Origin of the sequence: Blastococcus goldschmidtiae, assembly GCF_031845325.1 — a bacterium.
In the GTDB taxonomy this organism is placed as follows: Bacteria; Actinomycetota; Actinomycetes; order Mycobacteriales; family Geodermatophilaceae; genus Blastococcus; species Blastococcus goldschmidtiae.
In genome coordinates, this window is sequence record NZ_JAVREI010000001.1 from 197,238 (window position 1) to 210,857 (window position 13,620).

Here is a 13,620-nt window from a genome sequence, read left to right on the forward strand (position 1 = left end):
CGCTTAGTTAGGGCACCCTGTCCTCAGTTCCGAAGGAGCACCATGCGCGCTGTCCGGCCCCTCTCGGCCGCCGCCCTCCCCCTGGTCGCCGTGCTGGCGCTCTCCGCCTGCGGGAGCGAGGAGCCCGGCACCGAGAACGCCGCCGCCTCGGGCTCCTCGGAGATCACGGTCGACCACGCCCAGGGCGAGACCGAGGTGCCGGTCGACCCGGAGACCGTCGTGGTGTTCGACGTCGGCGTCCTCTCCACCCTGGACAGCCTGGACGTCGAGGTCGCCGGTGTTCCGGAGGCGACGTTCCCCGAGTCCCTGGAGCAGTACGGCGACGACGACTACACGAAGGTGGGGTCGCTCTTCGAGCCCGACTACGAGGCGGTCAACGCCCTGGAACCCGACCTCATCATCGTGGCGGGACGCTCCGCCGCCGCGTACCCCGAGCTCTCCGACATCGCGCCCACGATCGACCTGACGGTGGACAACACCGACTTCTTCACCTCGTTCGAGGAGCGGGTCACCGCCCTGGCAGAGATCTTCGGCGAGGAGGACGCCGTCGCCGAGCGGCTCGCCGCTCTGGAGGAGCGGATCCTCGAGCTCGAGGAGGCCGCCGGCGACGCCGGCACCGGGCTGTTCGTGATGACGAACGCGGGCGAGGTCAGCGCCTACGGACCCGACACGCGGTTCGGGCTCATCCACAACGAGCTGGGCATCGAGCCCGCCGACGAGGAGCTCACCGCCGCCGACCACGGTGACGCCATCTCGTTCGAGTACATCGCCGAGAAGAACCCCGACATGCTGTTCGTGCTCGACCGCGACGCCGCCATCGGCGAGAGCGGTGTGGCCGCCGGACAGGTGCTGGACAACGACCTGGTGCGCAGCACGAACGCCTGGGAGGACGACGCCGTCCACTACCTGGACTCGGCCGTCTGGTACATCGCCCCCAACGGGCTGCCCTCGGTCGAGACGATGGTCGAGGAGATCGCCGCCGCGGTGGAGTGACCCTCCTCCCGGGCACACCGCCATGGCCGTACCGACCACCGACGTCGCCCCTCCTCCGGCAGCCGCACCGGAAGGGGGGCGGCGTCGTGGTGTCCGCGGATGGCACGTCGCGGTCGCGCTGCTGCTGCTGACCGCCGGCGCCTTCGCCTCGCTCTTCGTCGGGGTGACCGACCTGTCCCCGCTGGACCTGCTCGACCCCGACGAGGCCGACGCTCACGTCTTCTGGGTGTCCCGCGTGCCCCGGCTCGTGTCCATCCTGCTGGCGGGGTCGGCCATGGCCGTCGCCGGGCTGGTGATGATGTCGCTGACGCGCAACCGCTTCGTGTCGCCGCAGACAGCCGGCACGACGGAGTGGGTGGGTCTGGGCATCGTCGTCGCCACGCTGTGGTTCGGCAGCACCTCGCTCATGGGCAAGATGTCCATCGCGATCCTGTTCGCGCTGGCGGGCACCTTCCTCTTCATCTGGCTGCTGCGCCGGATGGTCCTGACCGACATGATCGTCGTGCCGCTCGTCGGCATCCTGCTCGGCGGCGTCGTCAGCGCGGCCGCGGCGTTCCTGGCCTACCGCTACGAGCTCCTGCAGTCGATGGACGCCTGGATGAACGGCGACTTCTCCGGGGTCATGGCCGGCCGCTACGAGCTGCTCTACCTGGTGCTGGCCGCCACGGTGGCGGCCTACCTCTTCGCCGACCGGTTCTCCGTCGCCGGCATGGGCGAGAGCTTCGCGATCAACCTCGGCATCGCCTACACCCGCGTGGTGACCATCGGCCTCGCCATCGCCTCCGTGGTCACCGCGATCGTGGTGGTGACCGTGGGATCGATCCCCTTCCTCGGCCTGGTGATCCCCAACATCGTCACCCTCGCCATGGGTGACAACCTGCGGCGCGTCCTGCCGGTCACCGCCCTGACCGGCGCGGCCTTCGTGCTCCTCTGCGACGTCCTGGCCCGGACAATCCGCCATCCCTACGAAGTGCCCGTGGGCATGGTCGGCGGCGTCATCGGCGGCGTGCTCTTCATCGTCCTGCTGCTCCGCTCGCAGAGCCGGGGGACGGCGTGAGCAGCCCCACCCGGCGGAGCGTCACCTCCCCCACCGCGGAGCAGCGGACGGTCCGCCGGCGGCGCACCCTCGTCGTCCTGGCCGTGCTCGCCGCGGGGGCGGTCGCCGCCTTCCTCACCTACGACGTCACCGGCTCCTGGGAGTTCGCCCTCGAGCGGCGCGCCCTCCGCGTGGCCGCCATGGCCGTGGTCGCCGTGGCGGTCGCGGTCTCCACGGTGCTGTTCCAGACGGTCGCGACGAACCGGATCCTGACGCCGGAGATCATGGGCTTCGACCGGCTGTTCGTGCTCATCCAGACCCTCGGGGTCTTCTTCCTCGGCGCCGGCACGGTCACCTCCGCCGACCCGCGGCTGCGCTTCGCCATCGAGGTGGTCGCGCTCGTGGCCTTCGGCGCCGGGCTCTACCGCATGCTGTTCGGCCGCACCGAGCGCGACATCTACGTCCTGGTGCTGCTCGGGGTCGTGCTCGGGACCATGTTCACCAGCGTCACGCTGCTGGTGTCCCGGCTGATCGACCCCAATGAGTTCCTCACCCTCCAGGACCTGCTGTTCGCCAGCTTCAACAGCGTCGACCGGCAGCTGCTGGCCCTCTCCGCGGCAGTCGTGGCGGTCGTCGTCGGCTGGGTGCTGCGGCTGCTGCCCCGCCTGGACGTCGTCGCGCTGGGCCGCGACACCGCGATCGGGCTGGGGGTCGAGCACCGGCGCGTGGTCAACCAGGCCCTGCTCGCCGTGGCCGTGCTCGTCGGCGTCGCCACCGCCCTCGTCGGCCCGGTGACCTTCCTCGGCCTGCTGGTGGCCAACCTGGCCCGCCAGCTCCTGGGAACGCACCGGCACGCCTGGGTGCTGCCGGGTGCTGCGCTGCTGGCGTTGCTGGCGCTCGTCGGGGGCCAGTTCGTGCTCGAGCAGGTGTTCGGCTTCAACTCCGCCCTGAGCATCGTCATCAACTTCGTGGGCGGGATCGTCTTCATCGCCCTGCTGATCCGGGAGCCACGCCAGTGAGGGAGCAGGGCCAGTGATCGAGATCGAATCCGTCACCAAGGCCTACGGGGACGTACGCGTGGTGGACGGTGTCTCGTTGACCATCCCGGCGGGCGGGATCACGTCGCTGATCGGCGCCAACGGGGCGGGCAAGTCCACCCTGCTGTCCATCGCCTCCCGGTTGCTGCCGGCGGACTCCGGGCGGGTGGTGGTCGACGGCATGGACGTCGCTCGCACGCCCGGGCCGGTCCTGGCCCGCCGACTGGCGGTGCTGCGCCAGGAGAACTCGATGACCGTGCGGCTGACCGTGCGCGAGCTGGTGGCCTTCGGCCGGTTCCCGCACTCCGGCGGCCGGCTGACCGCCGAGGACCGGCGGCGCGTCGACGAGGCGCTGGACTGGTTCGAGCTCGGTCCCTTCGCCGACCGGCACCTCGACCAGCTCTCCGGCGGTCAGCGGCAGCGCGCCTACGTCGCCATGGTCATGTGCCAGGGCACCGACTACGTCCTGCTCGACGAGCCGCTCAACAACCTGGACATGCGGCACGCCGTCCAGATGATGCGCATGCTGCGCGCCATGGCCGACGAGCTGGCGCGGACCGTCGTCCTCGTGGTCCACGACGTCAACGTCGCCGCCGCCTACTCCGATCGCATCGTGGCCATGCGGGAGGGCCAGCTGATCGCCTCCGGGCCGACGCGGGAGATGATGACCCCCGAGCTGCTGCGCAAGGTGTTCGACGTCGAGGTGGACGTGCACGACCTGGGCGGCCGGCTGGTCGCCGTCCCCTCCACCTGACATGCCCGCTCCGGCGGGGATCAGGGAACCTGATCGTGGCGCGTCCTCCCTCACGGTGTGCGGTGAGGGAGGAGGCGCCACGGTGAGGGAGGACGGTGCCTGTATCCGGCGGTAACCCCCGGGGAGTGGCGTCGTTGAGACAGAGCACACATCGTCGTGCTCCCTCTGGAGGGCCCATGCGCCGCTCGTCCCGCCGAGTTCTCGGTGCCGTCAGCGGAGCGGCCGTCGTCGCCGCTCTGGCCGCCACCCCCGCCTCCGCCGCACCGCCGCCGGACACCCGAGCGCCCGTCCAGGACTTCCTGGCCGCCCAGCTCGGCAACCTGACCGGCAGCACGACGGTCCTCGTGCACGGCGTCGACGCCGCCGCGGCCCGCGCCGCCGTCGCAGCGACCGGCATGCGTCCGGTCACCGAGTTCGAACGGATCGGCGTGGTGGTCGCGTCGGGCACCGCCGACCAGATCGAGGCCGCGCGCACCCGGCCGGGGGTGACCTACCTCGAGGGCAACACCCCCATCGAGATGGCGCAGGAGACCTCCAACGTCGCCACCCGGGGCGCGGAGGCCGCGGCCACGCTGACCGGCGCGGACGGCGGGTCGCTCGACGGCAGCGGCGTCTCGGTCGCGGTCATCGACTCCGGGATCGACCCGAACCACCCCTACTTCCGCAACGCCGACGGCAGCAGCGCCGTCGTCGCCAACCTGAAGAGCCTGTGCCTGGTCGAGGCGACTCCGAACCCCGACTGCGTCGTACGGGTGCCGACGGTGGTCGACACCGACACGCTGTCGCTGGGCGGGCACGGCACGCACGTGAGCGGCATCGTCGCCGGCCGGCCGACGACGCTGTCCGGTGGTGACCGGCTCCAGGGCGCCGCCCCGGGTGCGAGCCTGGTGTCGATCTCCACCGGCGCCGTCCTCCTGATCGTCGGCGCGGACTCGGCGCTGAACTGGGTGCTGGAGAACCACGAGGCCCCGTGCGGCGAGGGCGTCTCCCCCGCCGTCTGCCCGCCCATCAAGGTGACCAACAACAGCTACGGCCCTACCGGCGGCGGCGCGTTCGACCCGGACTCCGCGACGGTGAAGCTGCAGCGGGCCCTGGCCGCCGAGGGCGTGGTCACCGTGTGGGCCGCCGGCAACGACGGCGGCGACGGCTCCGCCTCGCTCACCAACCCGCCAGGCCAGGACCCGACCGGCGGCATCCTCTCGGTCGCCTCCTACTCCGACCAGGAGACCGGCACCCGCGACGGCGTCGTCAGCGAGTTCTCCTCCCGGGGTGCGTCGGCCGACCCCACCACCTGGCCGGACCTGTCCGCGCCCGGCGACACCATCACCTCCGCCTGCCGGCCCTACCTGCCCATCTGCGCCACCGGCCTGGACTTCCGCAACGGCCCGGGGCTGCTCGACCTCGGCACCTTCAACACGATCAGCGGGACGTCGATGGCCGCGCCGCACGTCGCCGGCATCGTGGCCCAGCTGTTCCAGGCCGACCCGGGGGCCACGCCGGCGGAGGTCGAGGCGGCGCTCACGGGTACCGCGCACCGGTTCACCGACGGCGCGCCGTACGCGACGGTCGGGAGCCGGACGACGTCGTTCGACAAGGGTGCCGGCCTGGTGGACGCCGTGGCGGCGGTCGCGCGGCTGTAGAAGGACCCTCCTGCCCCCCGTCACTCGCGAGCTCGCGGCGGGACCCTGCAGGCGGGCCGCCGGGGTTCCACGTGGAACAGGGCCCGGGACGGCGTGACGTACGCCATCCCGGGCCCTCCCGGCGTCGCGTGCGGTGATCGACGCGGGTTAGATAGGTCCGTATGTGCGGCCTCTGCGGCGAGATCACCTTCGACGGCTCGACGGCGGACACGACGGCCGTCGCCCGGATGGTGGAGGCCCTGGTCCCCCGCGGTCCGGACGGCCAGGGCTCGTGGAGCAACGGCCGGGTGGCCTTCGGTCACCGCCGGCTGTCGGTCATCGACCTGTCCACCTGTGGCTCCCAGCCCATGGTGGACAACGACCTCGGGCTGACCGCGGTCTTCAACGGCTGCATCTACGACTACCAGGAGCTCCGGGCGGAGCTGGAGGGCCACGGCTACCGGTTCTTCTCGCACAGCGACACCGAGGTGATCCTCAAGGGCTACCACCACTGGGGCACCGACGTCGTCTCCCACCTGCACGGCATGTTCGCGTTCGTCATCACCGAGCGGGACACCGGGCGCGTGATCATGGCCCGCGACCGGCTGGGGATCAAGCCGCTCTACCTCTCAGAGACGCCGGGCAAGCGACTGCGGTTCGCCTCGACGCTGCCGGCACTGCTCCGCGGCGGTGACGTCGACACGTCCATCGACCCGGTCGCGCTGCACCACTACCTGTCCTGGCACGCCGTCGTCCCGGCGCCGCGGACCATCCTCAACGGCGTCCGGAAGCTGCCGCCCGCCACGATGCGGATCATCGAGGCCGACGGGTCGAGCACCGAGCACCGCTACTGGAACGCCACCTACGAGCGCCGTGCCGAGCACGCGACCTGGACCGCGCGCGACTGGGAGGACGCGATCGAGGATGCGCTGCGGGTCGCCGTCCGGCGTCGCCTGGTCGCGGACACCCCCGTCGGCGTGCTGCTCTCCGGAGGCCTGGACTCCAGCCTGATCGTCGGGCTGCTCGCGCAGGAGGGCCAGACCGGTCTGGCGACCTACTCGATCGGCTTCGAGTCCGTCGGCGGCCACGAGGGCGACGAGTTCGCCTACTCCGACGTCATCGCCGAGCACTTCGGCACGAACCACCACCGCATCCGGGTGGGCGCCGACGAACTCGCCGGCGCGCTCGGCCACGCCATCGGCTCCATGGCCGAGCCGATGGTCAGCCACGACGTCGTCGCCTTCGACCTGCTCAGCGAGCGGGTCTCCCAGACGATCAAGGTGGTGCAGTCCGGTCAGGGCGCGGACGAGGTCTTCGCCGGCTACCACTGGTACCCGCCGCTGGCCGGGATCGACCGCGAGCACGCGGTGCAGACCTACGCGCAGGCGTTCTTCGACCGGGACCACGCCCAGATGCGCGGCGTCGTCGCCGATCGCTACGCGCTGGCCGAGGACCCCAGCCTGGCGTTCGTGCGGGCCCACATGGCGGCCGCGGGGGCCGATACCGCCGTCGACGCCGCCCTGCGCCTGGACAGCGAGATCATGCTGGTCGACGACCCGGTCAAGCGGGTGGACAACATGTCCATGGCATGGGGCCTGGAGGCCCGCGTGCCCTTCCTGGACCACGACCTCGTGGAGCTCGCGGCGCTGTGCCCGCCGGAGCTCAAGCTGGCCGACGGCGGCAAGGGCATCCTGAAGGCCATCGGCCGGCAAATCATCCCGCCGGAGGTCATCGACCGGCCCAAGGGCTACTTCCCGGTGCCCTCCATCACCCACCTCGAGGGCAAGGTCCTGGGCCTCGTCCGCGACGCGCTCACCAGCGAGGCCGCCCGCGACCGGGGGCTGTTCCGGCCGGAGTACGTCCGCGAGCTGCTCGCCGACCCCAACAGCGAGCTCACGCCGTTGCGCGGCAACAAGCTGTGGCAGCTGGGTCTGCTCGAGCTGTGGCTCCAGACCCACGTGGCCTGAGGGACGCCGGCATGCCCCGCATCGCCGGCCACCGGCGCCGGACGGCCGTGACCCGTAGCCCGGCCATGACCGACCGGTCGTGGCGGCAGCCTTCCGAGCACCAGCGCCAGGGCATGCAGGACGACGTCGTCCTGGACATGGGCTGGGGCCGGCTGGTGATGGGTCAGACCTTCGCCGACCTGGGCGGCATCGTGCACGCTCTCCGGGCGGAGGAGGTCGGCGAGCGGGACATCTGCATCTACCCGCGCGACCCGCACGTGCTCGTGGGCCTGGCTCCCGACGAGCTGTTCATCGACCCGAGCTACACGTTCCGTCTGGACCTGCACCGCTACCGAGGCCGGCCCGAGCTCATCCGGGACGTCTTCGTGCGCACGGCCACCTCGCGGGCCGACATGGAGGCGGTCAACGAGATCTACGCCCTCAACGGCATGGTGGTCGGCGACGCCGACATCATGTGGGACAACCACCGCACCCGCTGCTTCACCTACCTCGTCGCCGAGGACCGCCGCACCGGCCGCATCATCGGCTCGGTCACGGGCGTGGACCACACCCTCGCGTTCGACGACCCCGAGGGCGGCACCAGCCTCTGGTGCCTCGCGGTGCACAACCAGGACGCACCCACGGGCACCGGTGAGGCGCTCGTGCGCGTGCTGGCCGAGCGCTACGTCGGCCGCGGGCGGGCCTACCTCGACCTGTCGGTCATGCACGACAACGAGGGCGCGATCCGGCTGTACCGCAAGCTCGGTTTCCGGCGCGTCTCCGCCGTCTGCGTCAAGCGCAAGAACCCGATCAACTCGCCGCTGTTCGCCGCCCGCCCCGAGGGCCTGGAGGACCTCAACCCCTACGCCCTGATCATCGCCGAGGAGGCGCTGCGCCGGGGTATCCGGGTGGAGGTCACCGACGGGGGATGGGGCGAGATGCGGCTGTCGGTCGGCGGGCGGTCGGTCGTCACCCGGGAGTCGCTGTCGGAGTTCACCACCGCGGTGGCCATGAGCCGCTGCGACGACAAGCGGGTGACCCGCCGGATCATGGAGCGGGCCGGGGTACGCGTCGCCCGGGGGGCGGTGGCCGGCATCGACGACGTGGCGGCGGCGTCGACCCTGATGCGCGAGGTGGGCGCGGTCGTGGTCAAGCCCGCGCGGGGTGAGCAGGGCAAGGGGATCACCGTCGGCGTCAAGGGCGACGCCGCGCTCCAGCGCGCGGTGGACGCGGCCGCGCTGTTCTGCCCGGAGGTGCTCGTCGAGGAGCTGGTGCCCGGCCAGGACCTGCGCGTCGTCGTCATCGACCGGGAGGTGGTGGCGGCGGCCGTCCGGCGCCCCGCCGAGGTCATCGGTGACGGGCGCAGCACGGTGGCGGCGCTCATCCGCTCCACCAGCCGGCGGCGCGAACGGGCGACCGGGGGCGAGTCACGGATCCCGATGGACGCGACGACCACCGAGGTCGTCGCCGAGGCCGGATACGCCATGGACGACGTCCCCCGTCTCGGGGAGCGGATCCAGGTGCGCCGGACGGCGAACCTGCACACCGGCGGCACGATCGAGGATGTCACCGACCAGCTGCACCCGGAGATCGCCGCGGCCGCCGTGCGGGCCGCCGAGGCGCTGGACATCCCGGTCACCGGCATCGACTTCCTCGTGCCGGAGGTCGGCGGCACCGATTACGTGTTCATCGAGGCCAACGAGCGGCCCGGGCTGGCCAACCACGAGCCGCAGCCCACCGCCGAACGCTTCGTGGACCTGCTCTTCCCGGAGACCCGCCGCCGCTGACCCGGCTTCGCGCCACGATCAGGTGACCTGATCGTGGCGCGTCCTCCCTCACGGTGAGCGGTGGGGGAGGACGCGCGGCGGTGAGGGAGGACGGCGGTCAGAGGCCGAGCTCGGCCCGGATCTCGTCGCTGTGCTGGCCGGCCCGGGGCACGGACCCGACCGATCCCGGCGTCGCGGAGAACCGGGGGGCGACGGCGGGCTGCACCGTGCCGTCGACCTCGACGAAGACCTCGCGCTCGACGTTGTGCGGGTCGGTCGTCGCCTCGACGAGCGACCAGACCGGCGCCACGCACGCGTCGGTGCCGGCGAAGACCTGCCACCACTCGTCGCGGGTCCGGCTGCCGAACAGCTCGGTGAACCGCTCGCGCAGCGCCGGCCACTGCTCGGGCTGGTACCGATCGGGGAACGTCTCGTCCCCGGCCACGCCCAGCCCCTGCAGGAGCGCGGCGTAGAACTGCGGCTCCAGGGCCCCGACGGCGAGGAACTGGCCGTCGGAGCAGCGGTACACGTCGTAGAACGGCGCCCCGGTGTCCAGCAGGTTCACGCCCCGCTCGTCCTGCCAGCCGCCGGTGGAGAGCATCCCGTGGATCATCGTGGTCAGGACGGCGGTGCCGTCGACGATCGCGGCGTCCACCACCTGCCCCTCCCCCGTGGCCCGGGCGTGCAGCAGCGCGGCGACGGCGCCGAGGGCCAGGAACACTCCCCCGCCACCGAAGTCGCCCAGCAGGTTGATCGGGGGCGCCGGTCGCTCGTCCGGCCGCCCGCTCGCGCCCAGGGCCCCGGTCAGCGCGATGTAGCCGATGTCGTGCCCGGCGGTGGGCGCCAGCGGGCCGGTCTGCCCCCAGCCGGTCATGCGGCCGTAGATCAGCGCCGGGTTCTCCGCCAGCAGCGCGTCCGGCCCGAGGCCCAGCCGCTCCATGACCCCCGGGCGGAAGCCCTCGAGCAGCACGTGGGCGCGCCGCACCAGAGCGCGCACCACCTCGACGTCGGCGGGGTCCTTGAGGTCCAGGGCGATGGAGCGCTTGCCGCGGTCCAGCAGAGACGTCGTCCCGATGCCCCCACCGCTGCCGCGCCGGTCGATGCGGACCACGTCGGCCCCCAGGTCGGCGAGGAGCATGCCGCAGAACGGCCCCGGCCCGAGCCCGGCGAACTCGACCACACGCACACCCGAGAGCGGACCCACGGTTCCTCCTCTGCTGCCCGGGCCACGCCGTCGTGCGCCCTCGTCGGTGGCATGCTGCCCGATGTCGGTGCGGATGGGACAGGGGGACTTCCGGTGGTCGCCTACGTCGCCGCCGCGCTCGGTGGTGCGCTGGGTGCGCTGGCCCGGTGGGGTGTCGCCGAGGCGCTGCCGTACCAGCCAGGCTCCTGGCCCACGGCAACCCTGCTGGTCAACGTCGCCGGCTGTCTGCTGCTGGGGCTGCTGATCGGGTTGGTCGACGCCGGATCCCCCTGGCTGCGCCCGTTCCTCGGCACGGGCGTGCTGGGCGGCTTCACCACCTACTCCGCCTTCGCCGTGGAGACCGTGCAGCTGACCGACGCCGGCCGTCCGGGGCTCGCCGCGGGCTACGTGGCCGCCTCCGTCCTCGGCGGGGTCGCCGCCTCGGCACTCGGCACCCTCGCCGGCCGTGCCGCCGCCCGGTCGCCGGAGCCGTTCCCGTGACGCCGCTGCTGGTGGTCCTCGGGGCGATGGCCGGTGCGCCGCTCCGGCTGCTGGCCGAGCGTCTCGCGGTGGCCGGGCGGGGCCCCGGCTCCGTCGTCGGCACGGCGGTGGTCAACGTCGGCGGCAGTGCCCTGCTCGGCCTCCTGGTGGGGCTGGCCGGGATCCCCGGCTGGGTGCTGGCGCTCATCGGGGTCGGTTTCTGCGGCACGCTCACGACCTTCTCCACCCTCGGCGCCGATGTCGTCCGCCTCGGCGAGCAGCGGCGGCCGGGCCGCGCCGCGGCCTACCTGGGCGGCACGCTCGTCCTGGGCATCGGGGCGGCCGCGGCCGCGTACGGGGCGGCCGGCCTGCTCTGAGCAGGCCCGTTGGGTAGGGTTCGACGCGGTATGACCGATGGCACAGGTGACGAGGTCGGGGGCGAGAGCCCCGTCGTCGTCGTCGCCAACCGACTGCCCGTCGACCAGGTGACCGATCCCGACGGCAGCACGCGCTGGCAGCGCAGCCCGGGCGGCCTGGTGACGGCGCTGGAGCCGTTCGTCGCGGGTCGCGGGGGCGCCTGGGTTGGCTGGTCGGGGTCCGCGGGCGAGGCGCCCGAGCCGTTCGAGTCCGGCGGCATGTCGCTCATCCCGATCCCCCTCACGGAGGAGGAGGTCGACCGGTACTACGAGGGCATGTCCAACGCCTCGCTGTGGCCGCTCTACCACGACGTCGTCGAGAAGCCCGAGTACCACCGGAACTGGTGGGACACCTACGTCCAGGTCAACAAGCGGTTCGCGGAGCGGACGGCGGAGATCGCGGCGGAGAACGCGATCGTGTGGGTGCACGACTACCAGCTGCAGCTCGTGCCGGCGATGCTCCGGCAGCAGCGGCCCGACCTCACGATCGGGTTCTTCCTCCACATCCCCTTCCCGCCCTACGAGCTGTTCACCCAGCTGCCCTGGCGCTCGGCGATCGTCGAGGGCCTGCTGGGCGCGGACCTCGTCGGCTTCCAGCGCCCCTCGGCCGCGACGAACTTCGTCCAGCTGGCCCGCCGCCTGCACGACCTCCCGGCCCGCAAGAACGCCGTCGAGTACGACGGCCGCACCGTGACGGCGAAGGCCTTCCCGATCTCGATCGACGTCGCGGCCTTCGACGAGCTGGCACGCTCCCGCGAGGTGCTGGCCCGCGCGGAGGAGATCCGCACGGAGCTGGGCAATCCGGACAAGATCATCCTGGGCGTCGACCGGCTCGACTACACCAAGGGCATCAGCGTCCGGCTCGAGGCCTTCGAGGAGCTGCTCGAGGACGGCGCCGTCGAGGCGCCGGGCACCGTGCTGGTGCAGGTCGCCACGCCCAGCCGGGAACGGGTCGAGCACTACGTGCACATGCGCGAGACCATCGAGCAGCAGGTCGGCCACATCAACGGCGTCTTCGGCTCGATCGCCGGCCCCGCCGTGCACTACTTCAACCAGTCCATGCCCCGCGAGGAGCTCGCCGCGCTGTACCGGGCGGCCGACGTCATGCTGGTGACGCCCTACCGCGACGGGATGAACCTCGTGGCCAAGGAGTACGTCGCCGCCCGCTCCGACCTCGGCGGGACGCTGGTGCTGTCGGAATTCGCCGGGGCCGCGGCCGAGCTCAAGCAGGCGTTCCTGGTCAACCCGCACGACATCGCGGGCGTGAAGAGCCAGCTCCTGCGGGCGCTCCGGGTGGACTCCCGCGAGGCCGCGTCCCGCATGCGCGCCATGCGCCGTCACCTGGCCAAGAACGACCTGGAGCACTGGGCGACCTCGTTCTTCGATGCGTTGAAGGCCCAGGACAGCGGACAGCCCAGCGGCCGGGCTGCCGGGCGGACGGCCGAGCCGCTCTCGGACGGCCGCGGCGGAGCGCAGGGGTGACCGCGTCGGCCGGCGAGCTCGACGCCGCGCTGACCGCCCTGGCCGGACGACGTCCGCTGCTGGTCGCCTCGGACTACGACGGCGTCCTCGCCCCCCTGGTCGGTGATCCGTCCGCGGCGGTCCCGGCATCGGGCATGGCGGAGGTGCTCGCGCGCCTCGGCGCGGCCGAGGGCGTGACGGTCGCGCTGGTCAGCGGCCGGGGCGTGGCCGACCTCCGGGCCACGAGCGGCTTCACCGGCCCCTACCGCTGGGTGGGCAGTCACGGCGCCGAGTTCGACGGACCGCTGACCGGCGAGCGCGCCGATCGCCGGGACGCGCTCGCTGCGCGGTTGGCCCCCCTGGTGGCGGCGACGCCCGGTGCCCGGCTGGAGGTGAAGCCGGCCAGCGTGGCGGTGCACGTCCGGGAGGTCCCGGACCGCGCAGCAGCCGCCGCTCTCCTCGCCGAGGCGGGGCAGGACGCCGATCCGTCACTGACGATGAAGCCGGGCAAGGAAGTGCTCGAGCTGGCGGTCACCGACGCCGACAAGGGCAGCGCCCTGGTCCGGCTGGGCCGCGAGCTCGGTGTCGCCGCGACGATCTACCTCGGCGACGACGTCACCGACGAGGACGCCTTCCGGGCGCTCGGCCCCTCCGACATCACCGTCAAGGTCGGTGCGGGCGAGACGGTGGCCGCCCACCGCGTGCCGGACATCCCCGCCGTGCGCGCCCTGCTCGAACGGTTGGCCGACCTGCTCGCCTGAGCCCGGCCGCCGTGTCGCTCGCGGCGAAAGAGGACGAGAGTCCGAGCGAATGGTCACCGGACCGCCATTGTCGACATGGGCGGAAAATGCCCAGGTCGCGTGATTCTCCACCGACCTCCGCCAGCGCGTGGATCGGCGACGCGTATCGACAAGTATCGGCACATCGTG

The 13,620-nt window shown here is 72.5% G+C and carries 12 protein-coding genes; 11 read left to right on the plus strand and 1 reads right to left on the minus strand.

Annotated elements, in window-relative coordinates; translation table 11 throughout:
• Positions 1-42 precede the first annotated feature (42 nt).
• From RM425_RS00975 to ngg, 7 genes are all read left to right on the plus strand, one after another.
• A complete protein-coding gene (locus tag RM425_RS00975; protein ID WP_311343309.1) occupies positions 43-993 on the plus strand; it encodes a siderophore ABC transporter substrate-binding protein in 951 nt (316 codons plus the stop codon).
• A 22-nt stretch (positions 994-1,015) separates the two neighbouring features.
• Positions 1,016-2,050, plus strand: coding sequence for an ABC transporter permease (locus tag RM425_RS00980; protein WP_311343310.1), 1,035 nt, complete (start codon positions 1,016-1,018; stop codon positions 2,048-2,050).
• A complete protein-coding gene (locus RM425_RS00985; protein WP_311343311.1) occupies positions 2,047-3,048 on the plus strand; it encodes an iron chelate uptake ABC transporter family permease subunit in 1,002 nt (333 codons plus the stop codon). Before RM425_RS00980 ends, RM425_RS00985 begins: the two co-directional genes overlap by 4 nt.
• Positions 3,049-3,061: 13 nt before the next feature.
• Positions 3,062-3,820, plus strand: coding sequence for an iron ABC transporter ATP-binding protein (locus RM425_RS00990; protein WP_311343312.1), 759 nt, complete (start codon positions 3,062-3,064; stop codon positions 3,818-3,820).
• Positions 3,821-3,996: 176 nt separating this feature from the next.
• Positions 3,997-5,460 (plus strand): S8 family serine peptidase, encoded by a 1,464-nt coding sequence (locus tag RM425_RS00995; RefSeq protein WP_311343313.1) that lies wholly within the window; start codon positions 3,997-3,999, stop codon positions 5,458-5,460.
• A 161-nt stretch (positions 5,461-5,621) separates the two neighbouring features.
• Entirely contained in the window at positions 5,622-7,406 is a 1,785-nt protein-coding gene (locus RM425_RS01000) for an N-acetylglutaminylglutamine amidotransferase (RefSeq protein WP_311343314.1), read from the plus strand.
• Between the two features lie 11 nt (positions 7,407-7,417).
• A complete protein-coding gene (gene ngg, locus RM425_RS01005) occupies positions 7,418-9,172 on the plus strand; it encodes an N-acetylglutaminylglutamine synthetase (protein WP_311343315.1) in 1,755 nt (584 codons plus the stop codon).
• A gap of 97 nt (positions 9,173-9,269) precedes the next feature.
• On the opposite strand, the gene RM425_RS01010 is transcribed toward ngg, so the two are convergent.
• Positions 9,270-10,355, minus strand: coding sequence for a CaiB/BaiF CoA transferase family protein (locus tag RM425_RS01010; RefSeq protein ID WP_311343316.1), 1,086 nt, complete (start codon positions 10,353-10,355; stop codon positions 9,270-9,272).
• 93 nt (positions 10,356-10,448) lie between these two features.
• On the opposite strand from RM425_RS01010, the gene crcB reads away from it, so the two are divergent.
• From crcB to otsB, 4 genes are read left to right on the plus strand one after another with little or no spacing between them, the layout of a single operon-like run.
• On the plus strand, positions 10,449-10,835 hold the full coding sequence (crcB, locus tag RM425_RS01015) for a fluoride efflux transporter CrcB (protein ID WP_311343317.1): 387 nt from the start codon (positions 10,449-10,451) through the stop codon (positions 10,833-10,835).
• A complete protein-coding gene (locus RM425_RS01020; protein WP_311343318.1) occupies positions 10,832-11,191 on the plus strand; it encodes a fluoride efflux transporter FluC in 360 nt (119 codons plus the stop codon). The genes crcB and RM425_RS01020 overlap by 4 nt, the downstream gene beginning before the upstream one ends.
• Positions 11,192-11,221: 30 nt before the next feature.
• The gene (locus RM425_RS01025) at positions 11,222-12,712 is read left to right on the plus strand and encodes an alpha,alpha-trehalose-phosphate synthase (UDP-forming) (protein WP_311343319.1); all 1,491 of its coding nucleotides are present in this window, start codon (positions 11,222-11,224) and stop codon (positions 12,710-12,712) included.
• Positions 12,709-13,452: a trehalose-phosphatase gene (gene otsB, locus RM425_RS01030; protein WP_311343320.1), complete on the plus strand. Its 744-nt coding sequence runs from the start codon at positions 12,709-12,711 to the stop codon at positions 13,450-13,452. Before RM425_RS01025 ends, otsB begins: the two co-directional genes overlap by 4 nt.
• The last annotated feature ends 168 nt before the right edge of the window (positions 13,453-13,620 follow it).